24 protein-coding genes are annotated in these 24,768 nt (G+C 62.4%); 15 read left to right on the top strand and 9 right to left on the bottom strand.

Annotated elements, in window-relative coordinates; all coding sequences use genetic code 11:
* Positions 1-141: 141 nt before the first annotated feature.
* Together HNP98_RS01845 and HNP98_RS01840 are read right to left on the bottom strand one after the other, a co-directional pair.
* Positions 142-357, bottom strand: a complete 216-nt coding sequence (locus HNP98_RS01845) for a hypothetical protein (RefSeq protein ID WP_173808351.1) — start codon at positions 355-357, stop codon at positions 142-144.
* 101 nt (positions 358-458) lie between these two features.
* Complete coding sequence (locus HNP98_RS01840; RefSeq protein WP_173808350.1) at positions 459-611, bottom strand: hypothetical protein; 153 nt, start codon at positions 609-611, stop codon at positions 459-461.
* A gap of 380 nt (positions 612-991) precedes the next feature.
* On the opposite strand from HNP98_RS01840, the gene HNP98_RS01835 reads away from it, so the two are divergent.
* From HNP98_RS01835 to HNP98_RS01820, 4 genes are all read left to right on the top strand, one after another.
* On the top strand, positions 992-3,484 hold the full coding sequence (locus HNP98_RS01835; RefSeq protein WP_173808349.1) for a T9SS type A sorting domain-containing protein: 2,493 nt from the start codon (positions 992-994) through the stop codon (positions 3,482-3,484).
* 356 nt (positions 3,485-3,840) lie between these two features.
* Entirely contained in the window at positions 3,841-4,428 is a 588-nt protein-coding gene (locus tag HNP98_RS01830) for a (2Fe-2S)-binding protein (protein ID WP_173808348.1), read from the top strand.
* A 10-nt stretch (positions 4,429-4,438) separates the two neighbouring features.
* A complete protein-coding gene (locus HNP98_RS01825; protein WP_173808347.1) occupies positions 4,439-5,464 on the top strand; it encodes an FAD binding domain-containing protein in 1,026 nt (341 codons plus the stop codon).
* Between the two features lie 5 nt (positions 5,465-5,469).
* Positions 5,470-7,746 (top strand): xanthine dehydrogenase family protein molybdopterin-binding subunit, encoded by a 2,277-nt coding sequence (locus tag HNP98_RS01820; RefSeq protein WP_173808346.1) that lies wholly within the window; start codon positions 5,470-5,472, stop codon positions 7,744-7,746.
* Between the two features lie 71 nt (positions 7,747-7,817).
* Here HNP98_RS01820 and HNP98_RS01815 read toward each other — a convergent pair whose 3' ends face one another.
* The 3 genes from HNP98_RS01815 to HNP98_RS01805 are packed head-to-tail and all read right to left on the bottom strand — an operon-like array spanning position 7,818 to position 8,982.
* On the bottom strand, positions 7,818-8,255 hold the full coding sequence (locus HNP98_RS01815) for a hypothetical protein (protein WP_173808345.1): 438 nt from the start codon (positions 8,253-8,255) through the stop codon (positions 7,818-7,820).
* 60 nt (positions 8,256-8,315) lie between these two features.
* Positions 8,316-8,831, bottom strand: a complete 516-nt coding sequence (locus HNP98_RS01810) for a hypothetical protein (RefSeq protein WP_173808344.1) — start codon at positions 8,829-8,831, stop codon at positions 8,316-8,318.
* Positions 8,812-8,982 carry a hypothetical protein gene (locus tag HNP98_RS01805; RefSeq protein WP_173808343.1) on the bottom strand — a complete coding sequence of 57 codons (171 nt, stop codon included), beginning with the start codon at positions 8,980-8,982 and terminating at the stop codon, positions 8,812-8,814. Before HNP98_RS01805 ends, HNP98_RS01810 begins: the two co-directional genes overlap by 20 nt.
* 463 nt (positions 8,983-9,445) lie before the next feature.
* On the opposite strand from HNP98_RS01805, the gene purE reads away from it, so the two are divergent.
* Positions 9,446-9,979, top strand: a complete 534-nt coding sequence (purE, locus tag HNP98_RS01800) for a 5-(carboxyamino)imidazole ribonucleotide mutase (protein WP_173808342.1) — start codon at positions 9,446-9,448, stop codon at positions 9,977-9,979.
* Between the two features lie 23 nt (positions 9,980-10,002).
* Positions 10,003-11,226, top strand: coding sequence for a 5-(carboxyamino)imidazole ribonucleotide synthase (locus HNP98_RS01795; protein ID WP_217425617.1), 1,224 nt, complete (start codon positions 10,003-10,005; stop codon positions 11,224-11,226).
* 220 nt (positions 11,227-11,446) lie between these two features.
* Here the strand turns inward: HNP98_RS01795 and HNP98_RS01790 are convergent, their stop codons facing one another.
* The gene (locus HNP98_RS01790; RefSeq protein WP_173808340.1) at positions 11,447-12,325 is read right to left on the bottom strand and encodes an NAD(P)H-binding protein; all 879 of its coding nucleotides are present in this window, start codon (positions 12,323-12,325) and stop codon (positions 11,447-11,449) included.
* 183 nt (positions 12,326-12,508) lie between these two features.
* Between HNP98_RS01790 and HNP98_RS01785 the strand changes: the two genes are divergently transcribed.
* The 3 genes from HNP98_RS01785 (at position 12,509) to HNP98_RS01775 (ending at position 15,952) form a co-directional block, all read left to right on the top strand.
* Positions 12,509-13,654, top strand: a complete 1,146-nt coding sequence (locus tag HNP98_RS01785; protein WP_173808339.1) for an XdhC family protein — start codon at positions 12,509-12,511, stop codon at positions 13,652-13,654.
* Positions 13,655-14,146: 492 nt separating this feature from the next.
* Positions 14,147-15,244: an alkene reductase gene (locus HNP98_RS01780; RefSeq protein ID WP_173808338.1), complete on the top strand. Its 1,098-nt coding sequence runs from the start codon at positions 14,147-14,149 to the stop codon at positions 15,242-15,244.
* Positions 15,245-15,346: 102 nt separating this feature from the next.
* On the top strand, positions 15,347-15,952 hold the full coding sequence (locus tag HNP98_RS01775; RefSeq protein WP_173808337.1) for a nucleotidyltransferase family protein: 606 nt from the start codon (positions 15,347-15,349) through the stop codon (positions 15,950-15,952).
* A 166-nt stretch (positions 15,953-16,118) separates the two neighbouring features.
* Here HNP98_RS01775 and argH read toward each other — a convergent pair whose 3' ends face one another.
* Genes argH through argB form a run of 3 tightly spaced genes read right to left on the bottom strand, consistent with a single transcriptional unit; the run spans position 16,119 to position 19,283 of the window.
* Positions 16,119-17,432 (bottom strand): argininosuccinate lyase, encoded by a 1,314-nt coding sequence (gene argH / locus HNP98_RS01770; RefSeq protein WP_173808336.1) that lies wholly within the window; start codon positions 17,430-17,432, stop codon positions 16,119-16,121.
* Between the two features lie 19 nt (positions 17,433-17,451).
* The gene (locus tag HNP98_RS01765; RefSeq protein WP_173808335.1) at positions 17,452-18,516 is read right to left on the bottom strand and encodes a M20 family metallo-hydrolase; all 1,065 of its coding nucleotides are present in this window, start codon (positions 18,514-18,516) and stop codon (positions 17,452-17,454) included.
* Complete coding sequence (gene argB / locus HNP98_RS01760; protein WP_173808334.1) at positions 18,504-19,283, bottom strand: acetylglutamate kinase; 780 nt, start codon at positions 19,281-19,283, stop codon at positions 18,504-18,506. Before argB ends, HNP98_RS01765 begins: the two co-directional genes overlap by 13 nt.
* Positions 19,284-19,763: 480 nt before the next feature.
* Between argB and HNP98_RS01755 the strand changes: the two genes are divergently transcribed.
* The 6 genes from HNP98_RS01755 to HNP98_RS01730 all read left to right on the top strand — a co-directional run bounded on the left by HNP98_RS01755 (position 19,764) and on the right by HNP98_RS01730 (position 24,726).
* Positions 19,764-20,390: a GNAT family N-acetyltransferase gene (locus tag HNP98_RS01755; RefSeq protein WP_217425616.1), complete on the top strand. Its 627-nt coding sequence runs from the start codon at positions 19,764-19,766 to the stop codon at positions 20,388-20,390.
* A gap of 3 nt (positions 20,391-20,393) precedes the next feature.
* On the top strand, positions 20,394-21,587 hold the full coding sequence (gene argG, locus HNP98_RS01750; protein ID WP_173808333.1) for an argininosuccinate synthase: 1,194 nt from the start codon (positions 20,394-20,396) through the stop codon (positions 21,585-21,587).
* The gene (gene argC / locus HNP98_RS01745; RefSeq protein ID WP_173808332.1) at positions 21,580-22,557 is read left to right on the top strand and encodes an N-acetyl-gamma-glutamyl-phosphate reductase; all 978 of its coding nucleotides are present in this window, start codon (positions 21,580-21,582) and stop codon (positions 22,555-22,557) included. The genes argG and argC overlap by 8 nt, the downstream gene beginning before the upstream one ends.
* 74 nt (positions 22,558-22,631) lie before the next feature.
* Positions 22,632-23,054 (top strand): GCN5 family acetyltransferase, encoded by a 423-nt coding sequence (locus HNP98_RS01740; protein WP_173808331.1) that lies wholly within the window; start codon positions 22,632-22,634, stop codon positions 23,052-23,054.
* Between the two features lie 109 nt (positions 23,055-23,163).
* Positions 23,164-24,297 carry an aspartate aminotransferase family protein gene (locus tag HNP98_RS01735; protein WP_173808330.1) on the top strand — a complete coding sequence of 378 codons (1,134 nt, stop codon included), beginning with the start codon at positions 23,164-23,166 and terminating at the stop codon, positions 24,295-24,297.
* 147 nt (positions 24,298-24,444) lie between these two features.
* Positions 24,445-24,726, top strand: a complete 282-nt coding sequence (locus HNP98_RS01730; RefSeq protein WP_173808329.1) for an endonuclease domain-containing protein — start codon at positions 24,445-24,447, stop codon at positions 24,724-24,726.
* Positions 24,727-24,768 lie beyond the last annotated feature (42 nt).

The following is a 24,768-nucleotide window of genomic DNA, read 5'->3' as shown; positions in this document are numbered from 1 at the left end:
CAGCTTTTTAAGCGCCCCGGCTGCCGGCAATCCGGCTGTAAAAGCGCCCCGGGCCGGGGCCCCGGCCGGCCCTAAAAAAAGCGGCCGCAGCGGGAGATTGTCCCGCTGCGGCCGCTGGCTTTTTACAATTTCGAGGGCTGCCTACCGGTAGTGGCGGCCGTAGCCACCGCGGTACCCGCCGTGGTGGTAGCCGCCGCGGTAGGCGGGGGCCACAATTACTTCGGTGCGCGGGCCGTAGCCGTAGTACGGGCGGGGCGGGTAGTAGCGGGGGCCGTAGCCGTAACCGGCCGAGGCCACGCAACCGCTCAGCATCAGCATTCCCAAACCCAGGGCGGCAATTATTGACTTAGCTTTCATAAGGGCAGCGCGCCGAAGCGCGTCGGTTACAAGTGAGTGGCGCTGGTACCGTACCGGTGCCGTACTTGTACTTATACAAAAGGTGGGCCAAAGTAACTGCCCTACGCCCCCGCCGCTACACCGGCCGCCGGGCCGGCGGCCGGTGTAGCGGCGGGGGCCAGCGGGGCCGCCTGCAAGCGCGCGCCCACGGCCAACAGGGCCATCAGCAGCAGGGCGAGGTAGTAGCGAAAGTAGCGCTGTAGATTTTCAATCATGGGGGTAGAATTGAAACGGAAAGGATTGGTTTGCAGCGCGGAAGCCACGCTATGGTTCGGTAAAGCTACTGCCCCGGCCCGCCACCGGCCAATTGTTTTGGTCGAATTGTGTTATAAATAGGTTGAACCCGCACAATTACTATGTGAACGCGGAATGGTCACGCGTTTTCTCTGCTGAGTACTAACCCCGGAGTTGAATTATTCAGCTTTTCGCCCGGACGGCGGGGAAGCCGGCCGCTCCGGTGGGCAGCGTTCACTGGGCCCCGGCGGGGCGGGTTGATTTGTAGGCTACCGTTCAGGTAACAGAGTTCCCGGGCCAGCGTATAGTGGGTAGTCTTTTCTTCCACAAACGATTGTTCCACCTTTCCAGCCCGTTCCGTATGATCCGTACTTCTGTAACAGCTTTTTTTTCAAAATTCGCTCCCGGTCAACGCGCCCGGCTGGCGTGGAGCGCGTGCTGGCTGCTGCTGGCCGCCCCCGCCCGGGCCCAGACCGCCGAGCCCTACACCTTTAGCAACGTGGCCATCGGCGGCGGCGGGTTCGTGTCGGGCATCCTGGCCAGCAAAGCCCAGCCGGGGCTGCTCTACGTCCGCACCGACGTGGGCGGGGCCTACCGCTTCGACGCCGCCACCGGCCGCTGGGTGGCGCTGCTGGACTGGGCCTCGGAAAACGAGCAGGGCCTGCAGGGCGTGGAGTCGCTGGCCCTGGACCCGCAGCAGCCCGGTGTGCTGTACGCGCAGTGCGGCATCTCCTACTTCAACAACGGCCGCAGCTACATCCTGCGCTCCGCCGACTACGGGGCCACGTTTACCTACGTGGACGTGACGGCCCAGTTCCGGGTGAACGGCAACGGCATGGGCCGCAACAACGGCGAAAAACTGCAGGTAGACCCCGTGAACAGCGCCGTGCTTTACACCGGCACCCGCGCCAGCGGGATGTTCAAAAGCACCGATTCGGGCAGCACCTGGGCGCACCTCGACGGGCTGAACGTGACGACGACGCCTAATAGCAACGGCGTGAGCTTCGTGGTGCTCGACAAGGGCAGCGCGGCGGGCGGCGCCACCCGGCGCATCTTCGCCGGCATCTCCCGCACCGGCAACGACCAGAACTTTTACCGCAGCGACGACGCCGGGGCCACCTTCGCGGCCGTGGTGAACCCGAACCTGGCGGCGGGCATGATGCCGCAGCGGGCCACCTTCGCGGGTCCCGACAACCTGTACATCAGCTACGGCAACGGAGCCGGGCCCTACGGCACCACCGCCGAGCCCTACAACGCGGGGCAAATCTGGAAGTACACCGTCTCGACCGGCACCTGGGCCGACGTGACGCCCAAGGACGCCGCCACGGGCATGGCCATCAGCAACCACGCCTTCGGGGCCATCGGCGTGGACCCCACCAACCCCAGCCGCCTGGTGGCCTCCACCACCAACACCTACGTGCTGCAAGGCACCGTGTACGGCGACCGGTTTTACTACAGCACCGACGGCGGCACCACCTGGACGGACATCATCGGCACCCGCGGCTTTTCCATCAACCCCGACGGCGTGACGTGGGTCGGCAACCAGTCGATTCACTGGGCCGGCTGCATCGAGTTCGACCCCGCCAACCTCAACCACGTGCTGGTGGTGTCGGGCAACGGCATTTACGTGAACGAGGACATCACCGCGTCCAGCGTGTGGAAGTTCCTGGGCAAGGGCCTGGAAGAAACCGTGGCCCAGAACGCGGTGAGCATCCCGGGCGGGCCGTTCATCTCGGTAATTAGCGACTACGACGGCTTCCGGCAGGCCGACGTGACGCAGTACGGGCCCATCCACACGCCGCGCATCGGCTCGACGCAGGGCCTCGACTACGCCCCGCTGGCCCCCGGCAAGGTGGTGCGCGTGGGCAGCGCCCTCTACTACTCCACCGACCAGGGCCTGACCTGGACCAAAACGCCCGTCATCAACGGGGCCGCGGGCCAGGTGGCCCTCTCGGCCGACGGCAACGTGCTGCTGCACTGCCCCAACTCGAACACCACCACGACCACCTACCGCTCGACCGACAACGGCACTACCTGGACGGCGGTGACCGGGCTGGCCTACCCCAACGTGCGGCCCATCGGCGACCCCGTGAACCCCAACAAGTTCTACGCCTACAACCCCGGGGCCGGCACCTTTTTCGTGAGCACCGACGGCGGGGTGTCGTTTGCCCCGGCCGGGGCCGGCCCCGGCACGGGGGGCTCAGCGGTGGTGCGGCGGGTGCCCGGCCGCGAGGGCCACTTGTGGGTGGCGCTCTACGGCGGGGGCCTCGCCCGCTCGGTGAACGCGGGCGCGGTGTTCACCAAACTCGCCAACGTGACGTACTGCGGCGCGGTGGGCATCGGCAAGGCGGCCCCGGGCAGCACCTACGAAACCCTCTACATCTGGGGCACCGTGGGCGGCGTGCTGGGCATGCACCGCTCGACCGACGAAGGCGCGAGCTGGGTGCGGGTGAACGACGACGCCCACGAGTACGGCGGCCCCGCCAACGGCCAGTTCATCATGGGCGACATGAACGTGTACGGCCGCGTGTACATGAGCACCGCCGGCCGCGGCATCCCCTACGGCACGCCCGCCGCCACGGCCCTGGCCACGGCCCCGGCCGCGCTGCTGGACGGCAAGAACGCGCTGGTGGCCTACCCCAACCCGGTGGAGAACACCCTGACCGTGAAGCTGCCCAAAACCCTGGCGGGGGCCTCCATTGCGGTGGTCAATGCCCTGGGCCAGGTGGTGCGCACCGCCCGGGCCCCGCAGGCCGACTACACCCTCGACCTAAGCCAGCTGGCCCCCGGCCTGTACGTCGTCACGGCCACCAACGGCGGCAAAAGCGGCTCGGTACGGTTCGTGAAAAAATAGCCCGGCAACACCCCGGCGGGCCGGTGCCGTGCACAAAAAAGCACCCCCAGCGAGCTGCCGGGGGTGCTTTTTTGTGCACGGCACCGGTGGCGCTGGCTCAGAATAAAACCGCCGCAAATCACCGCGGGCGGGCGTTTTGCGGCGCTGTATTGCCGGTAATACAACCCAAAATAATGGCCGCCGCGGATGATTATTTTGGCGGCCCCCGGGAAATTATTTTCTTTAAAGCAAAGGGGTTATGAAATGCAGTGCCGGGGTTGGGGCGCGGCGTTGGCCGGGCGGGGCAAATGGGGCCCTAACCACCGCCGCCGTCGGCGCGTAGGCCCGCCACGCACCCACCACGAGAGCCGATACCTATGAGCACCTCCTACGCCCAAGGGCCGCTGGCCCCGCCCGCAGGGGCCCTGGCCCCCACCCAACCCGTTACGCTGCGCATCAACGGCGAGGACCACACCCTCCAAATTGCGCCCTGGACCACCCTGCTCGACGCCCTGCGCGAATACCTGGACCTGACGGGGACCAAGAAAGGCTGCGACCACGGCCAGTGCGGCTCCTGCACGGTGCTGGCCGACGGCAAGCGCATCAACGCCTGCCTGGCCCTGGCCACTGTGTACCAGGGCCGGCAGATTACCACCATCGAGGGCCTGGGCGGCGAGGACAACCTCTCGCCCTTGCAGCAGGCGTTCATCGACCACGACGCTTTCCAGTGCGGCTACTGCACGCCGGGCCAGATTTGCTCGGCCCAGGGCCTCCTCAACGAGGGCCGCGCCAAAACCGCCGACGAGGTGCGCGAGCTGATGAGCGGCAACCTCTGCCGCTGCGGGGCCTACACCAACATCCTGTCGGCGGTGATGGAAGTGCTGCACGACGGGCAGGTAGTGGTCGACAACGGCACACTGGTGACCATCCCGATGCAGCCCATCTCTGCTAACTCCGCAGCGTAATCCGCTTATCATGAACAGCTTCACCCTAACCCAAGCAGCGGCCGTCGACGAGGCCGTGCGCGACTTTGCCGGCCACGCTGGCGCGGCCTACCTGGGCGGCGGCACCAACCTCATCGACCTGATGAAAGAAAACGTGAGCCGCCCCGCCCACCTCACCAGCCTGGGCCACCTGCCGCTGAGCGACATCACGGGCCTGCCCGACGGCGGCCTGCGCCTGGGGGCCCTGGCCACCAACGCCGACACGGCCTGGCACCCCGAGGTGGAGGCGCGCTACCCGCTGCTGAGCCAGACCATCCTGGCCGGGGCCACGCCGCAGCTGCGCAACATGGCCACCAACGGCGGCAACCTGCTCCAGCGCACCCGCTGCTACTATTTCTACGACCTGGCCACGCCCTGCAACAAGCGCGAGCCGGGCAGCGGCTGCTCGGCCATCGGCGGCCAGAACCGCGTGTGCGGCGTGCTGGGCACCAGCGCGAGCTGCATTGCCACCCACCCCTCCGACCTGTGCGTGGCCCTGGCCGCCCTCGAAGCCGTGGTGCGCGTGCAGGGCCCCCGCGGCGAGCGCACCATCAAGTTTGCGGATTTCCACCGCCTGCCGGGCAACCAGCCGGAGCTGGACAACACCTTGCAGCCCGGCGAGCTGGTAACGGCCATCGACCTGCCGGCCCAGGGCTACGCGAAAAATTTCACCTACCTCAAGCTGCGCGACCGGGCCAGCTACGCCTTTGCGCTGGTGAGCGTGGCGGTGGGCCTGGAAATGGACGGCAACACCATCAAAACGGCTCGCTTTGCCCTGGGCGGCGTGGCCCACAAGCCCTGGCGCGACCCGGCGGCCGAAAAGATGCTCGAAGGCCAAACGGCTTCGCCCGACTTGTTCCGCCAAGTGGCGACCAAGGTGTTTGCCGAAGCCAAAGGCTACGGCGTCAATTCCTTCAAAATCGAGTTGGGCAAACGCGCCATCGTGCGCGCCCTTGAGCAGGCCAGCGAGATGGACCAAGCGATTGACTCTAACGCATTTCTGAATTCTAATCCGTAATTTCTATGAGCCAGACTATCGCCACCCCGCCCACCGTGCGCCTGGATTCCGACGTGATTGGCAAGCCCATCAGCCGCCCCGAGGGCCCGGCCAAAGTATCGGGCGCGGCCAAGTACGCGGCCGAGTACAACGTGCCCAACCTGTGGTACGGCTACATCGTGGACAGCCCCATTGTGAAGGGCAAAATCACGAAAATCGACGCCTCCGCCGTGCTCGCCCTACCCGGTGTGCAGCAGGTTTTCTCGCACGAAAACGTGCCCAGTTTCGCGTGGTTCGACCGTAGCTACAAGGACGATGTGGCCCCCGGTGGCTCGCCCTTCCGCCCGCTGCACGAGCCCGAAATCCTGTTCAGCCAGCAGCCGGTGGCGCTGGTGGTGGCCGAAACGTTTGAGCTGGCCCGCTACGCGGCGTCCATCCTCAGAATTGAGTACGCAGTGGATGAAGACTTTAACACGGACCTTGACAAAGCCCGCGCCGCTGGCAAAGGCTTTGATGCGCCCAAGGGCAAAACCGGTTTCTTACCCCCCCCCAAGCCCAAGGGCGATGCAGAAAAGGCCTTCCAAGCGGCGGCGCACAAAATAGAAGGTGAGTATGTGCACCACGCGCAGCACCACAACCCGATGGAGATGTTTGCGACCACCGTGGAGTGGCTGGGCGATGGCAAGAAGCTGAAAATCTACGACAAGACGCAGGGCGCGCCCAACGTGCAGCAGTACATCAGCAAGATTTTTGGCCTGGGCAAAGACGAGGCGCGGGTTATTTCCAAGTACACCGGCGGCGGTTTTGGCTCGGGCCTCCGGCCGCAGCACCAGGTATTTCTGGCCGTCATGGCATCCCTGGAGCTGGAGCATTCGGTGCGCGTGTCGCTGACGCGCCAGCAGATGTTTAGCCTGGGGCACCGGCCGCACACCATTCAGGACGTTAAGCTGTCCTCCGACGACCAGGGCTGCCTGCAATCCATTGAGCATAATGCCTTTGCCGAAACGTCGCAGTACGAGAACGAAACCGAAACGGTGGTGAACTGGTCGGGCATTCTTTACAAAAGCGACAATTCCAAGTTTGCGTATGAGCTGGCCAAAATCGACGTGGACACCCCGGCCGATATGCGCGCGCCCGGCGCGGCCACCGGCTCGTTTGCCATCGAAAGCGCCATCGACGAGCTATCGTACAAAGCGGGGGTGGACCCGCTGGAATTCCGCCTGCTCAACTACACCTACACCGACCCCACCGAAGACAAACCCTTCAGCAGCAAGCGCCTCATCGACTGCTACCACGAGGGGGCCAAGCGCTTTGGCTGGGACCAGCGCAACCCCGAGCCCCGCTCGACGCGCGAGGGCAACCTGCTGGTGGGCTGGGGCATGGGCTCCGGCTGCTGGGATGCCTCCATGCAGAAAGCCGCCGCCAAAGCCAGCCTCTCGGCCGATGGCCAGCTGACCGTGAGCAGCGCCACCAACGACCAGGGCGCCGGCACCTACGTGATTATGACCCAGGTAGCCGCCCAAACCCTGGGCCTACCCATTGAGCAGGTCAAATTCAACCTCGGCGACACCGACTTCCCCGTTGCGCCCATCCAGGGCGGCTCCTGGACCGCTGCTTCGGTGGGTTCGGCCGTGCAGGCCGTGTGCCAGGAAATTGGCAAGAAGCTGCTCAAGCTGGCCCAGAGAATGGAAAACTCGCCCCTCGAAGGCATTGACTTCGAAGACGTACAGTTTGCCGACGGCCACATCCGCGCCAACGAGGACATCACCCGGACGGTGGCCATCGCGGAGGTGCTGGCCGCCAGCGGCGAGGCCAAAGTGGAGGCCGAGTCGAGCGCCCAGCCCAACCCGATTAACACGATGAAGTACTCCATGCACTCGCACAACGCGGCGTTTGTGGAGGTGAAAGTGGACGAAGACCTGGGCACCATCCACGTGACCCGCGTGGTGAATGCCGTGGCCGCCGGCCGCATCCTCAACCCCAAAACTGCCCGTAGCCAGGTGCTCGGCGGCACGGTATGGGGCATCAGCATGGCCCTGATGGAAGAGGCGTACCTCGACAACAACCTCGGCCGCTACATGAACCACAACTACAGCGAGTACCACATCCCGGTAAACGCCGACATCCACAAAATCGACGTGATTTTCGTGGAGGAGGAAGACGACCTCGTCAACCCCCTCGGCGTAAAAGGCGTAGGAGAAATCGGGATGCTCGGCGTTGCCGCCGCCATTGCCAACGCCGTGTACCACGCTACCGGCAAGCGCGTGCGCGACTTGCCGCTGACGATTGACAAGCTGCTGTAAGGTTGGAATAGGTTAAATAAAAAAGCGCCCCGTAGCCAATTGGCTGCGGGGCGCTTTTTGTTTATAATTACTCAGTCCTGGTTTTCGTTGACAGCTATTTCTCCCTCCCAAAAACAAGCCACTAAATAGTCGCTATATGGGATGCTACCAGTTTTATTCAAACACCATTGCCAATCAACAATAGCTGCACTAGTTAAAAGAACCAGTTCGGCTCCTCCTTCAAATTCGAGTGTCAGATTGCATAATTCATCTAGCTTTAAATCAGTTATTTCTCTTCTTAAAATAGAGGCAACAATAGCACTTTTGCTAATATCCTCTTTATCGACAGTACTATCATACAGGTGGTAATCATTCTGCAACCACATATTAAATAATGTTTCGTCTTTTGAGAATATTTCTTGAGCCATTAACCAGTATCCATCGATACTTAGGTCCCATGTGTCGCCTGCGCTAAACCTTGAAATGAATTGACCCACTAATTTATCTTTCAATATTTCGATTGCCTCCATTTTTTAACAGGTAATTATAGCCGTTGCTTTTTCTCAGGCAGCTTCGGGAAGCTAGCTTCTTCAACTGTCTTCTTTATGGCCCCCTCTGAGATTTTCAATGTCATTAAAGTCTTTAGGTCGGGCAGTCGCCTCCTTATCGGCAAGCAAATCCTCAAAATCAATAAACGAAATAGCAGCGCCGCCTATTTCAATAACTTCTCGTCGGGAAAAGGCTGTGCCAAAACTTAGCGCTGATTTGATTGACGGCAGCAAGTCAAGGGTAAACAGGTCGAATTCGTACCTAAAAAACGATTTTTTAGGGTCAGGGGCTTGTTCATTTCTATGCTTCGCCGTGTCTTGTCCCAACGCAACGAGCGCATCTAGCAGCTTGAAATAATTTACGTAAGTAGGGTTGTACCAAATATCTACGTCTGGCCTATCAGCAGGCACACCAGCCATCGTAATGGAATGTCTGAAATAACCGTAGTACGCAACCGCACTGCCACCAACGACCATATAGTCAAGGCCGTGGTTGTTCAATACTTGGCAAACTTTTACTATGCTTTCGAGCAGCTGGTTATTTGCGAGTATTGCCATGCTGTTTATTCGCCCGAAGCGCCTGAAATATTTCAGCCATTTGCTTAGCTTCGGCATCAAGCCTTTCTTTTTCCGCAGCAGACAGGGTAGCTGGGGGTATATCCCGCTTCATTGCCTCAAAGCTCCCGTACTTGGTGAGTCTGTTGTTCATGGGCCGCGTTCCTAATCAGGCTTGTCTCTTTGACAACAGCCATTATTTAGTAGCAGCAAGATACTGAGCGCTGCGCACATAACTACAACGCCCCGAAACCGCAGAGTTCCGGGGCATTTCGCTTTTCACTGGCAACGGCTACCATCGAAGTCGACCAAACGGTCAAAAGACGGGCAGCCCCCGTGATTTTAGGTACGAAAACCCTGTTGGTGCGCGGAGGGTTAGCCGGGCTGGAACCTGTATTTTTCAGGGTTCGCCCCGAATTTTGGGCTACCGCTTAGGCTGCCACAGTAAATTTGTGGCCGTGATGACGTTTTCCGAGCAAATGCCCGTTTCACTGGCGGGACAACGCGCAGCCCAGTAGCCGGCTGTCCGGCTGCGGGGGCTGGCCCGCGCTTACGTCCAACATCCTGTTTTTTCGACCACCCAGGGCGGCCCCGCCCTTTTACGATAAGGCTCGCCTATGAGTACCCTTCCTACCCCCGACGCCCCTAGCCCCAGCGCTACCCCCGGCAAGCCAGTGGTTGGCGTGGTCATGGGCTCCAGCAGCGACTGGGACACCATGCAGCATGCCGTGCAGATTCTCGCAGACTTTGGCGTGGCCCACGAAGCGCGCGTGGTATCGGCCCACCGCATGCCCGACGACTTGTTTGCCTACGCCGAACAAGCCGGCCCGCGCGGCTTGCAGGCCATCATTGCCGGCGCGGGGGGGGCCGCCCACTTGCCGGGCATGCTGGCCGCCAAAACCACGCTGCCCGTGCTGGGGGTGCCGGTGGCCAGCCGCCATTTGCAGGGGGTAGACTCGTTGCACAGCATCGTGCAGATGCCCAAGGGGATACCGGTGGCCACGTTTGCGATTGGCACCGCCGGGGCGGCCAATGCCGCGCTGTTCGCCATCAGCCTGCTAGCCCTGCACGACCCGGACCTGGCGACCAAGCTGCTGGCGTTTCGCGCGGCCCAAACCGAAGCCGCCCGCAACATGACGCTGCCCGTATGAGCGCCGCTAGTCACGTTGCAGCTATGACTCCGATTTTCCCCGGCAGTGTGGACGCTGCTGGCCAGCGGGCCACGCTGGGCGTAGTGGGAGGCGGCCAGCTGGGCCGGATGTTTGTGCACGCCGCTCAGCGCCTGGGGTACTCCACGGCCGTGCTGGAGCCCGACGCGCAAAGCCCGGCCGGGCTGGTGAGCCACCACCACATCCAGACCGGCTACGACGACCCGGCCGGGCTGGCGCAGCTAGCGCACTTGTGCCAGGCCATCACCACCGAGTTTGAAAACGTGCCGGCCCAGGCCCTGCAAACGCTGGCGCTGACCCGGCCCGTGGCACCGAGCGCCGCCGTGGTGGGCATTGCCCAAAACCGCATCGAGGAAAAAGCGCACTTCGCGGCTTGCGCTGATGTGTCGGGGGTGACCTGCGCGCCCTATGCGGTGCTCGAAACGCCGGCCCAGCTCCAGGCCGTACTGGCTGAGCGGGCGGATTTGCTGCCCGGCATCCTGAAAACCGCGCGCATGGGCTACGACGGCAAGGGCCAGGTCCGCGTCAAGACCGCCGCTCAGCTCGCCGCCGCCTGGGCCGAGCTGGGCGGCGTGGCCTGCGTGCTGGAAAAGATGCTACCGCTCACCGCCGAGTGCTCGGTGCTGGTGGCGCGCGGCTGGGACGGGCAAGTCGTCAGCTTCGCCCCGCAGCGCAACGTGCACGTCGGGGGCATTTTGGCCGTGACCCACGCCTACGCAGGCAATATGCCCGCAGCCCTGGCCGCCAGGGCCCGCGAGGCGGCCGTGGCCATCGCGCAGCACCTCGGCTACGTCGGGGTGCTGTGCGTCGAGTTTTTTGTGGTGGACGACGGCAGCGCGCACGGCGGCCTGGTAGTCAACGAGATGGCCCCGCGCCCGCACAACAGCGGCCACTACACCATAGACGCCTGCGACGCGTCGCAGTTTGACCTCCAGGTGCATGCCATGGCGGGCTTGCCCTTGCCGCAGCCGCGCCAGCACTCCCCGGCCATCATGCTCAACCTGCTGGGCGACGTGTGGTTTGACGCCGACGGCCAACCGCAGGAGCCGGACTGGTACGCCGTGCTGAGCCTGCCGGGCACGCACCTGCACCTATACGGCAAGCTGGACGCGCGCGCCGGCCGCAAGATGGGCCACCTGACCGTCACCGGCCCGGATATCGCCGGTATCAAAACCGTGGCGCGTCGCGCCGCGGAGTTGCTCAGCTTGCCGGGGCTGGACGCCATCTAGGTGCTATTTCCTGGTTTTGAACAAGATGGCCCGACGCCAACGGTCCTCTTCTGTCCACATTTACCCGGCCACCTCAGGACGCCCTTCCAACTTGGCACCGATTAGCAAGCCTAAGCGGCTAAAGTAGTTGCGTTACGCCAGCGCACCTAGCGCCCACAAAAACGCCCCGTACCTGGTAGGTACGGGGCGTTTTTGGCTTACTAACCCGCTACTTGGTATTTCAAAAAGCCGCGGCGAACTCCCGGGCAAAATCTTCCAGCTTCACCTGGCCCAGGGGGGGCTTGTGCTGCTCGTAGTCCGCGCCCAGGGCCCCGGTGCGGGTGCTGGCGTAGATGGCCACGATTTCGGCGGCGCGGGCGGCGGGCAGGCCGTGGCTGGTTAGGTTGTGCTGCATTTGGGCATCGGTGAGGGCCACCCAGGGCAGGTTGGGCTGGCCGATGGCGGCGCCCAGCACCTGGGCTACTTCGTCGGCGGTGCGCTCGTCGCTGGCCACGTAGCGCACGTGGCGGCCGGGGGCGGCGGGCGTGGTCAGCTCTGCGGCGGCGGCGGCGGCAATGTCGAGCGGGTGCACGAAGGCCACGCGGGTACTGCCCGGGTAATTAACACCTACAGTGCCCACCGCTTTTATCATCCCGATAAAGCTGAACATGTTGGTGTAGAACGAAGTAGGGCGCAAGTGCGTGAGCGCCAGGCCCGGCACCGCGGCCAAGATTTCCTCCACATCGTGCGAGCCGAGGATGCCGCCCGTGCCCGCCGCCAGGTGAGCCCCCCAGCTGCTGAGCTGCACCACCCGCCGCACGCCCGCCTGCCCAATGGCCCGGACGTAGCTGCCACCCACGCGGCGGTGGTACGCCCGCGAGTCGGCCACGGCAAAGTTGGGCGGCACCATGAGGTACAGCGCCTCGGCCCCGGCGAAGGTGGCGGCCAGGAAGTCCGCATCTTCGACCGAGCCGATGGCGGCGAGGGCCCCCAGCGCTTCAATGGCGGCTTGCCGGGCCGGCTGGCTGCTGATGACCGTGACGGCGTGGCCCTGCTGCACCAGCGCGGTGGCCAGGGGCTGGCCGATGTTCCCGAGGGAACCGGTGAGGATAATTTTCATGGGCTTTTCAGCGGGCTCAGTGAAAGCACCTAATTGATAAACGGGGATGGCAGCGCTCATAACGGGCAAAGTACGCGCCGTGGGGGTACCGGGCCCCGGCCCAGAACCATGCCTCCCGGTAGGTAGTTCTCACAACTCCGCTCCGCCGCCGGGCGTACTGCCAACGCGCACCCCTTTTCGATAATGACTGAATTACAACGACTGTTCCTGGCCTACGACCAGCACCGCACCGCTAGCCGCCCCTGCGCGCTGGCCACGGTAGTGGAGGTGCTGGGCTCGGCCTACCGCCGCCCGGGGGCCCGGATGCTCGTAACGGAAGACGGCGAGCTGACCGGGGCCATCAGCGGCGGCTGCCTGGAGGGCGATGCCCGGCAACGGGCCCGGCGGGCCATTTTCCAGGGCGAGCCGGCCCTCGTCACCTACGACACCCGCGACGAAGACGACCCGCGCCACGGCCTGGGCCCCGGCTGCCAGGGCGTGGTGCGCATTCTGCTGGAGCCGCTGAATTTCACCGACGACCACAACCCGCTGGAGCTGCTGCGCGGCTTTGCCCAGCACCCCGCGCCGGCCGTGCTGGCCACCGTGTTCGCAACCGACGCCACCGGCCTGAAAGCGGCCGTGGGGCAGCGCGTGCTGCTGTCGGCCGCCGGGGCCCTGCGCGGCACGCCGCTGCTGGCCGCCCCACTGGCCGAGGCCGCCCGCGCCACGCTGGCCCGGGGCAAGTCGCAGGTGCTGGACGTGGAAACCGCCGGGGGCCCCGTGCGGGCCCTGCTGGAGGTGCTGGAGCCACCGCTGCGCCTGGTGGTGTACGGCGCCGGCAACGACGCCCAGCCGCTGGTGCGCCTGGCCGGCTCGCTGGGCTGGCACATCACGGTGGTGGACGGCCGCCCCCACCTGGCCACCGCCGCCCGCTTCCCCGAGGCCGCCGCCGTGCACGTTGTGCCCGTGGCCGCGCTGGAAACGCAAGTGCCCGACCCGGGCGCCTACCACGTGCTGCTCAGCCACAACTACGCCTACGACCTGGCCGCGCTGCAAACCCTGCTGCCCGCGCCCGCGCCCTACATTGGCCTGCTGGGGCCCCGCCTGAAAGCCGCCCGGCTGCTGGACGAGCTGGACCTGAGCGAGGCCGAACGGACGCAGTTGCTGCGCGAACGCCTGCACAGCCCCATCGGCCTCGACCTGGGCAGCGAAACGCCGGAGGAAATTGCCCTGGCCATCGTGGCCGAGATTCAGGCGCAGCGCAGCGGGCGGCAGGGCCGGCCCCTGCGCGAGCGGGCCGGCACGGTGCACGTTCCGGCGGCCGTTGACGCAGGCGCAGCCATTGCTTAATCATTGTTACGGGCAACAATGAGCACAGGCGCACCCATCGCGCACCTGCGCTAGATTCATAAATCTTCCGAAAAAACGCGTCGGGCGGCCAGGAGCAACGGCGCTTACTTTAGATGCCCGCCCGGCGAGTGTCAAAAGCTGTGCTTGTGTTGGCACGGGAAGTGGCGGCGGCCCAGCCAAGCAGTGGCGCGCCGGCTAAACCGGCCAGTGCCGAAGCAATGCGAAAGCAGCGGCGGGTAATTTTTAGCCGCGCACGGCGCGGGAATGGGGCCTCAGGCGGTTTGTAACCGAACCAATTACAATACAGCTGATTACCAGACGAAAGGCTTACCGACAGCCGCTCAGAAAGGCAGGCTAATGTGCTTGCAGGCAACCAGATTGCGCCGCAATTATTGGCCCGGGGCCCAAACAAAACGGGCCTACGGGTACTTATGGGGCGCTTCCGACCGGAAGCTTTTCCCGCAATCATTCACCCCCCGCATCGAACCGACAATGGCTGAGCAACCGCTTCTGACCCCTTTCCACTCCGATAAACTCAATTTGAGAAACCGCGTCGTCATGGCCCCCATGACGCGCAGCCGCGCCGACAACCCCGGGGCCGTCCCCAACGACCTGATGGTGACCTACTACGACCAGCGCGCCTCGGCGGGCCTCATCGTCACGGAGGGCACTTATGTGAACCGCGAGGCGGCCGGCTACATCAACGTGCCCGGCATCTACACCCCCGAGCAGGTGGCGGGCTGGCAGAAAATTACCAGCGCCCAGCACCAGCTGGGCGGCAAAATGTTCGTGCAGCTGTGGCACGTGGGCCGCATGTCGCACCCCGACCTGCTCGATGGGGCCCTGCCCCTGGCCCCCTCGGCCCTCAACCCCCACGAGAAAGTGTACACGCCCACCGGCTTTAAAGACACGGTGACGCCCCGGGCCATGACCCTAGAAGAGATTAAGTACACCGTGGCCGACTTCGCCACCGCCGCCAAAAACGCGCTGGCCGCCGGCTTCGACGGCATGGAGGTGCACGCCGCCAACGGCTACCTGTTCCAGCAGTTTTTCAACGGCACCAGCAACCACCGCACCGACGCGTACGGCGGCTCGATTGAAAACCACGCCCGGATTTTGTTCGACGTGCTCGACGCCATCAAAGCGGCGGGCGTGGACCTGGGCAAAGTGGGCGTGCGCCTCAACCCCTCGCTCGAGGGCCCCTTCGGCACGAAGATGGACGAACAAACCATTCCCACGTTCGACTACATCGTGAAGCGCCTCAACGACTACAACCTGGCCTACCTGCACCTCTGCGAGCCGTTCACGGACGTGAGCAAGGTTCCGTTTGCCGAGCCGCACATCGCCAAGCACTACCGCCCCATGTACCAGGGCACGCTCATCATCAACGCCGGCATGACGCAGGAAAAAGGTAACCAGGTCATTGCCGACGGCGATGCCGACCTCGTGGCCTTCGGCACGCTCTTCATCTCCAACCCCGATTTGGTGGAGCGCTTCGCCCAAAACGCCCCCCTCGCCCCCAGCGACAAGGACACGTACTACGTACCCGGCGCGAAAGGCTACACCGATTACCCCAAGCTGAACGCCTAACCGGCTGCGGCTGATTTTGGGCCGGTGGCTGAGTGGTTGCGCATTGCCAGGCAATGCGCAACCACTCAGCCACCGGCTTTTTTTGTGTCAATTCCTCACGCTATGCCTCCGCTAACGCCGCCGCTTATCCCATCAGCCGCCGCCCTGGTTTTGGCCGCCGGCAATTCCAGCCGCCTGGGCCAGCCCAAGCAACTACTTGTTTACCAAGGCGAAACCCTGCTGCACCGGGCCGTGCGCACGGCCCTGGCCGCCGGCTACGCCCCCGTGGTCGTCGTCACGGGGGCCCTGGATGCCGAGCTGCGCCACGCCGTGGCCGGCCTGCCCTGCCAGGCCGTGCACAACCCCGACTGGGCCGCCGGCATGGGGGCCTCCATCCGGGCGGGCCTGGCCGCGCTGGGCCCCGCGGCCACCGCCGTGCTCGTCATGAGTTCCGACCAGCCGCTGATCACCGCCGGGCAGCTGGCGGAGCTGGCCCGGCACCAGCAAGCCACCGGGGCCCCAGCCGTGGCCGCCGCCTACGCCGATGCGTTCGGCATCCCGGCCCTGTTCACCGCCAGCGCGTTAGCCGATTTACACAACATTCGCCCCGAGCAGGGCGCCAAGCCCCTGCTGGCCCGCTACGGCCCCGCGCTGGCCCTGGTGCCCCTGCCGGATGCCGCGTTTGATGTGGACACGCCCGCCGCCTACCAGGCCCTGCTGGACCGCTAGGGCCCCGGGCCTTAGGCAGGGGCCCTAGAGCAGTTTTCGAGTCCGTGTACCTAGTTAAAAGTTGAGAGTTAAAAGTTGAGAGTTAAAAGTTAAAATTCTGTAAAACCGCGTTTTAACTCTCAACTTTTAACTATTTTCAAAAATGAACAACAACCCCGAAACCGCTTTAGGCCGGGGCCCCGCCCAGCACCCGGCTGTGCACTTTCAGCTGTTGGATTTTAGCTTCGATTTCGGCCAGCCCGGGGTTGTGCACGCTCCCCAGGTGCGTGGTGCGGAACTCCCGGTGGGCCTGGTAGCTGCCGTCCTCCACCGACTGGCCCACCTGGCGGTAGGCCTCGCGGAACGGCACGCCGCTTTGGATGAGCTGGTTGATGTTTTCCACCGAGAAAATCGGGTCGTATTTCGGCTGGTCGATGGTGCCGGGCACCACCTGAATTTCGGGCACGGCGAAGAGCAGCATGTCCAGCAAATCGAGGAACTGGCGCAGGGGCCCGAACAGGATTTCCTTGAGAATCTGAAAGTCGCGGTGGTAGCCGCTGGGCAGGTTGCTGGTGGCCAGAATCAGGTCGGTGGGCAGGGCCTGGAGGCGGTTGGCGTGGGCCCGCACCAGCTCGAACACGTCGGGGTTTTTCTTGTGCGGCATGATGCTGGAGCCCGTCGTGAACTCCTTGGGCAGCTGCACAAACCCCATGTCCTGACCGTTGTAGAGCACCAAATCATAGGCCATTTTGGCCAGCGTGGCGGCGGCCCCGGCGATGGCAAAGGCCACGGTGCGCTCGGTTTTGCCGCGCAGCATCTGGGCCCCCACGGCGCTCACGGCCACGCCACTGAAACCCAGCGCCGCCGTGGTCTGCTCGCGGCTGATGGGGAAGCTGCTGCCGAAGCCCGCGCCCGAGCCCAGCGGGTTCTGGTCGGCCACGGTGTGGGCCGCCTCAAACAGGGCCACGTCGAGCAGCAAGTGCTCGGCGTAGGCCCCAAACCACAGCCCAAAGCTGCTCGGCATGGCCGCCTGGAAGTGCGTGTAGCCGGGCAGCAAATCCTCGCGGTGCACGGCGGCTTTTTGCAGCAGCACTTCGGCCAGGGCCACCAGCTTGGTGGCGGCCTGCTCCGTATAATCTTTGATGAATAGCTGGATAGCCGTCAGCACCTGGTCGTTGCGCGAGCGGGCGGTGTGGATTTTCTTGCCCGCATCGCCAAACTTCTCTGTTAAGTACGACTCAATTTTGGAGTGTACGTCCTCAAATTCGGCTTCAATCACGAACGTGCCGGCCTCAATCTGCTGCCGCAGCTCATCTAGCCCCTGGGCCAGCTGCTGCTGCTCGGCGGCGGTAATCAGCCCGGCCCCGGCCAGCATATCGGCGTGGGCCCGGGAGGCCAGCACGTCGTAATACGCCAGGTACATGTCTAATTCCCTGTCGCGGCCCACGGTGAATTTTTCAATTTTCTCGTTGACCGAAAAGCCTTTTTCCCAGATTTTCATCCTTGCTTCTTGTAATTAATTAAATCACCAAATCCGTCAGCAGCGCCACGTAATCGCGCACGCCGCTAATTATTTCGCTGCGCAAAATAAATTCGTCCGGCGTATGCGAGCGGGCACTGTCACCGGGGCCTATTTTCACCGTTGCAAACGGCATCAGGGCCTGGTCGGACAGGGTGGGCGAGCCGTAGGTTTCTTTGCCCAAGGCTTGGCCACGTTGTACAATGGGGTGGTCGGCCGCGATGCGCGACGAGTTCAGACGCAGCGAGCGGGGCGTAATTTCCGACCGCAAGTTTTGTTGCAGAATCTCTACCACCTCGGCGTTCGAATACAGCTCATTGGTGCGCACGTCCACCACGAAGCGGCACTCGTCGGGCACCACGTTGTGCTGCTGCCCGGCACTGATTTGCGTGGCCGTGGTTTTTACGGCCCCCAGCAGCGGCGACACGCGCGGCAGCTGGTTATTGCGCAGCCAGGCAATGTCGTCCAGGGCCCTATACAAGGCGTTTTCACCCTCGTCGCGGGCCGCGTGGCCGGTTTTGCCACGGGCCAGGCAGTCGAGCACCAACAGGCCTTTTTCGGCAATTGCCAGCTGCATCTGCGTGGGCTCGCCCACAATGCCGAGGGCAATGGGGCCCAGCTCGGGCAGCAATTTGGCAATGCCGTTGGCCCCTGAAATTTCTTCCTCGGCCGTGATGGCGCAAATTAAATTATACGCTCGCGGCTGGTCTTGCAAATACAGAAACGTCGCCAGCAAACTCACTGCCGAAGCCCCCGCGTCGTTGCTGCCCAAACCGGTCAATTTATCGCCCTCCCAGGTAACCACAAACGGCGGATATGCCCAGGCCGCGCCCGGTTTCACGGTGTCGTGGTGCGAGTTGAGGAGCACCGTGGGCCGGGCGGGCACGTAGCCCGGGGCCACGGCCCACACGTTGTTGCCCTGGCGCTGCGGCCGGGCCCCGTGCGCCGTCAGGAAATCAAAAATCAACGCCGCAGTTGCTGTTTCTTCCCGCGAAAACGAGGGCGTCGCAATTAATTGCTCCAGCAGCGCCACGGCCGCCTCCGTAAGCGCGGCTAATTCAGGCATAGCACCGTTTTGAGCGAATCGTTAATTTTCAGCGCGTGGCCAATAATTACTTTGCTTACGCCTTGGCTCAGCGCATCAAATGAATTATCTAATTTCGGAATCATTCCATCGGCAATAATTCCGGCTTCTTTTAATTCCGCGTAGCTTGTCAGGTTTATTTTCTCAATAACCGAATTGTCATCATTCACATCGAGCAGTACCCCGTTCTTCTCGAAACAATAATGCAGCTCAACCACGAATTTTTCGCTCAGTGCCACGGCCACCGTGGCGGCGATGGTGTCGGCATTGGTATTTAATAATTGGCCCTGGCCGTCGTGCGTGATGGCGCAAATCACCGGGGTAAGGCCCAGCCCGAGCAGGGCCCCCAGCAGCGCCGCATCCACGCCGGCGGGCGTGAGGTCACCCACGAAGCCGTAGTCAATCTCGCGCACCGGCCGCTTCACTGCCCGAATCACATTGCCATCCGCTCCGCTGAGGCCCAAGGCATTGACGCGGTTTTGCTGCAAGCCGGCCACGATGGCTTTGTTGGTTTTGCCGGCGTAAAACATGGTTACGGTATCGAGCGTGGCGGCGTCGGTGATGCGGCGGCCGTTCACCAGCTGCGGCGCGATGCCCAGGGCCCGCAGCATTTCGCTGGCCCCTTTGCCGCCGCCGTGCACCAAAATCTTGGGGCCATCCACCTGGGCAAATAAGTGCAGAAATTGTGCTAAGCTCGCCGCGTCATCGATGATGCCGCCGCCAATCTTAATTATTTTCAATTGCTTCATTTACCCTTAATAATTAATTAACCGCGCTTCCCTTGGCGTAAAATTCGGGGTAATTATCGCCCTTGTGCCCCATCTTTCTCCTCAGCAACTTAAGCGGCTTGCCAAAAAACTTCCCCAAAAGGTTGCGGGCAAAAGTAGGAGGTTTTACTTTTGCAGCAGAATTGAACCCTGCGCCTCGATGGCTCGTTTAGCTGCCGATTTCTCGCTCCTGCCATGACCGCATCCTTACCCACTACCACGTTGTTTGCCGCCGCCGCGATGGCCGGGGGCTCGACGGTGTGCGTTCGGGCATCATGGGTACGACGACCCTAGCGGCTACCGCAGCCGCTTGGTGCGCCCGCTGGGGCCACCTCTCCTTGGCACCGGGCCGGGCCCCGCGCCGCTTACCGACAGATTTTGGGTTTCCTGGCAATCATCAAACGTGGCCTGCGTTTGCCCGGAACCCGCGCATCTCTCCCTAAGTTTTTCTCAATTCACAGAATGGAAATTCGGGTTGCAACGGCAGAAGATGCCATTTACGCCGACGCGCTGTGCCAGTGGTACATTGCGTCGGCCAAACAGCGCGGGACGGGCATTGCTAAACGCGAGCCGGCCTACGTGTCCCAAAAAATGGCCAGCGGCGACGGCATCATTGCCTTCGTCGACGGCGAATTGGCCGGGTTCTGCTACATCGAAACGTTTGATGACAAGTCGTTCGTCGTCAACTCGGGCCTTGTGGTGAATGTCGACATCCGCAAGCACGGCGTGGGCCGGGCCATCAAGCAAGCGGTGTTCAACCTCTCGCGCACCAAGTACCCGCAGGCCAAAATCTTCGGCATCACGACCAGCCTGGCCGTGATGAAAATCAACACTGACCTAGGCTACGAGCCGGTTACGTTCTCCGAGCTTACCCAGAGCGAAGACTTCTGGAAGGGCTGCAAAAGCTGCAAGAACTACGGCATTCTGATGGAGAACGAGCGCAAAATGTGCCTCTGCACCGGCATGCTCTTCGAGGCGGCCGACAAGCTCGTGCAGGTGCAAGTGCCCGACTTTGCCGCCCTGGGGGCCCCCGCCGCGCCCGTTGCTCACGACCACGCTTCTGACCCTGAAACCGATTCTGCCTCCTAACTGATGAAGAAAAAAGCCATTCTCGCCTACAGCGGCGGCCTCGATACGTCGTACTGCGCCGTGTATTTGTCGCGCGAACTCGACTTGGAAGTTCACACGGTCATCGTTAACTCCGGCGGCTTCACGGCCGACGAGCTGGTGGCCATCGAAAAGCGCGCCTACGAGCTGGGCTCGGTGAAGCACGAGGTAATCGACGTGACGCAGCGCTTCTACCACGATTGCCTGCGCTATTTGCTGTTCGGCAACGTGCTGAAGAACGATACCTACCCGCTGAGCGTCAGCGCCGAGCGTATGTTCCAGTCGCTGGCCATTGCCGAGTACGCCCGCCAGAACAAGGCCGATTACATTGTGCACGGCAGCACCGGCGCCGGCAACGACCAGGTGCGCTTCGACGTGGCCTTCGCCGTGATTGCGCCCGATACCGAGATTATTGCCCCCATCCGCGACAAGAAACTCTCGCGCCAGGAGGAAATCGCCTACTTGCAGCAGCAGGGCTTCGAGATGAGCTGGGAGAAGGCGAAGTATTCCATCAACGTGGGCATTTGGGGCACGAGCGTGGGCGGCGTGGAAACCCTGACCTCGCACTTGGCCCTACCCGACAGCGCTTACCCGTCGCAACCCACCGCCACCGGGGCCCGGCAAATCGAAATCACCTTCGAGAAGGGCGAGCCCGTGGCCCTGGACGGCGAGAAAATGGATTCGGTAACGCTGATTCAGCACCTCAACGTGCTGGGGGCCAGCTACGCCATCGGCCGCGACACGCACGTGGGCGACACGATTCTGGGCATCAAGGGCCGCGTGGGGTTTGAGGCCCCGGCGGCGCTCATGCTCATAAAGGCCCACCACCTGCTGGAAAAGCACACCTGCTCGCGCTGGCAGCTGCTGCACAAAGACAACCTGGCCAACTGGTACGGCACGCTGCTGCACGAGGCCCAGTACCTCGACCCGGTGATGCGCGACATGGAGGCCTTCCTGGCCTCGTCGCAGGGCCGCGTGTCAGGCAAAGTAACGGTGCGCTTGCAGCCCTACCGCTTCGACCTGCTGGGCGTGGTTTCGCCCTACGACATGATGCAGTCGAAGGCCGCCACCTACGGCGAAACCAACGACGCCTGGGACGCCCGCGACGCCAAGGGCTTCATCAAAATCTTCGGCAACCAGCTGAAAATTCACGCCAGCTTGCAGGACGGCAATGTTTAGGGCCGGCATCGTGGGCGGGGCCGGCTACACGGCCGGCGAATTATTGCGCATTTTGCTGCCCCACCCCCACGTGGAAATCGCGGCCGTGGTGAGCAGCTCCCACGCCGGGGCCCCCGTGGCCCAGGTGCACGACGACCTGCTGGGCGACACCGATTTGGTGTTTGTCAGCGCGTTGTCGGGCACGGAAGACGTGGTGTTCCTCTGCCTGGGCCACGGCAACTCGCGGGCCTTTCTGGAAAAAAACCCGTTGCCCGCCGCCACCCGCGTCATCGACCTGAGCAACGATTTCCGCTTGCACGCCGATGCCGAATTTGCCGGCCACGAGTTCATCTACGGCCTGCCGGAGCTGAACAAAACCCGCATCCAGCAGGCCCGGCGCATCGCCAACCCCGGCTGCTTTGCCACGGCCATCCAGCTGGCGCTGCTGCCGCTGGCCGCCGCCGGGGCCCTAACCGACGACATCCACGTGTCGGCCATCACCGGCTCGACCGGCGCGGGCCAGGGCCTGTCGGAAACGGTGCATTTCTCGTGGCGCAGCAACAACGTGTCCATCTACAAGCCCTTCACGCACCAGCACCTCGGCGAAATCGGCGAGAGCCTGGCGCAGCTCCAGCCGCAATCCGCGGCGGAAATTCACTTCATCCCCTACCGCGGTAATTTCGCGCGGGGCATTTTCGCCAGCGTCTATACGCCCTCGGATATGACGCAGGACGAGGCACGGGAGCTGTATAAGCAGTTTTATTCCGAAGCGCCGTTCACCACGGTTTCAGACAAGGAAATTCACTTGAAGCAGGTAGTAAACACCAACAAGTGCCTGCTGCACGTGCAGAAACAAGGAAAGCAATTATTAATCACCTCAGTAATTGACAACCTGGTGAAAGGCGCGTCGGGCCAGGCAGTGCAGAACATGAATTTGCTGTTTGGCCTATCGGAAACGACGGGGTTGATGAGCAAGGCTTCGTTTTTTTAAGCTAATCGAACGTCATGCTGAATCTATGAAATTCTCCTTATTAGTTCATAGTTATCTGTTTATAAGCTTCATAAATGTCGAATTACCCAACTGCCGAAGACCCAAACAAAGTAGGCAACTATCCAGCAGCTGTGGGAGCTGGTGGTGGGTATGTTTGGGATGCTGTTTTAGAATATCGGGTTTGGTGTCACCCACATGACGGTGCACCAGACACAGAAAATGGAGATGATTATTATTACGTTTTTGAGACTTATGAAGAAGCTCAGAAATTTTCAATAGAAACTACCGGAGCAGAAGAACCATTAGCCCTTGTTCTTCAAAAGGAACACATAGAGGAGCCGAAACCTGGCGAATTTGTTCACATAACAGAAGAGCGTTTGACTGAATGGCCAACCGAATTTCTAAGTCGCCCGAGAAGAACCGAGAAAACAATTCCTGATTTTTTTTCTCCAAATGCGCCGAGTAATCGGGTTGATATATTAAGAGGTTCTGTTTGAATACTTCAACAAATTCGATAAATCACTTCGGCAAACTCAGTGTTCAGTCAAACAATAAATACGCCCATAAAGCTAACAGCCAAAAGCTATTAGCTAACAGCCAAATAAAATGGACCTCTTCAACGTTTACCCGCTCGTCAACATCACGCCCGTGCGTGCCCTCGGCGCGAAACTCTGGGACGACCAGGGCCAGGAGTACCTGGATTTCTACGGTGGACACGCCGTGATTTCCATCGGCCACAGCCACCCGCACTACGTGCAGCGCCTGACGGAGCAGCTGCATAACATCGGCTTTTACTCCAACTCGGTGCAGATTCCGATTCAGATGCAGCTGGCGCACAAGCTGGGCCAGGTGTCCGGCTACGACGATTACACGCTGTTTCTGTGCAACTCGGGGGCCGAGGCCAACGAGAACGCGCTGAAGCTGGCCTCGTTCCACACCGGCAAAAAGCGGGTGGTGGCGTTTCGAGGCGCGTTTCACGGCCGCACCTCGGGCACCGTGGCCGCCACGGACAACCCCAAAATCGTGGCCCCCTTCAACGCGGGCCACGCCATTTCCTTCGTCGATTACGACCTGAAGGCGGTGGCCGACGTGCTGCGCGGCGGCGACGTGTGCGCCGTTATCATCGAGCCCATCCAGGGCGTGGGCGGCATCATCATGCCCTCCGATGACTTCCTGCAAGGCCTGTCGCTGCTCTGCGGGGCCCACAACGTCCTCCTGATTGCCGACGAGGTGCAAAGCGGCTACGGCCGCAGCGGCAAGTTTTTCGCGCACCAGCACGCCGGCATCCGGCCCGATATTATTTCGGTGGCCAAGGGCATGGGCAACGGCTTCCCCATCGGCGGCATCCTCATTGCGCCCCAGTACAAGGCCTCCTACGGCCTGCTGGGCACCACCTTCGGCGGCAACCACCTGGCCTGCGCCGCCGCCCTGGCCGTGCTCGAAGTCATCGAAAACGAAGACCTGCTGGCCCACGCCACCGCCATGGGCGACCACCTGCGCACGGAGCTGCTGGCCCACGCCGGGGCCCTGGAAATCCGCGGCCGGGGCCTGATGGTGGGCATTAAATACGACTTCCCCATCAAGGAAATCCGCGACAAGCTGCTGGCGGAATTCCATATCTTCGTGGGCAACGCTTCGGACCCGACGGTGCTCCGGCTGCTGCCGCCGCTGAACATCACAAAGGCCGAGGTTGACCGGTTTTTGGGGGCCCTGTTTGCTTTGGTGGGTGTGACGGCCTGACGTTGCGCCTCACCCCCTAGCCCCCTCTCCGAAAAGGAGAGGGGGGACTAGCTTCTAGTTTTTAGTTTTAGCTTTTCACATACTAACGCCGTGGCTCCCCCCTTCTTTTCGGAGAGGGGCCGGGAGTGAGGCGCAACGTTGAACGATATGGAACCCGCTGATTCTTACCTGCCCCAAGACCACATCTTTACGGCCAACAAGAAGCAGTACGCCAAGCTAGACCTAAAAGAACGCGCCCGAGGCATGCGCCACGGGCCCACCCCGGCCGAAGCTCAACTGTGGCAACTCCTACGCGGCAACCAACTCGGCGTAAAATTCCGCCGCCAGCACAGCATCGACCACTACATCGCAGACTTCGTCTGTCTCTCGCACAAACTAGGAAGTGTTAACAGTCACGCAGCCAGAGGACGGTTGCGGCCAGGTGAATAAAAGCCAGAAAATGCGCATCCAGCTTATCGTACCGGGTGGCCA

It is taken from the genome of Hymenobacter caeli (genome assembly GCF_013294115.1).
In the GTDB taxonomy this organism is placed as follows: domain Bacteria; phylum Bacteroidota; class Bacteroidia; order Cytophagales; family Hymenobacteraceae; genus Hymenobacter; species Hymenobacter caeli.
The sequence above is the reverse complement of the archived record's forward strand: the minus strand, read 5'-3'. Positions and strand labels throughout refer to the sequence as shown.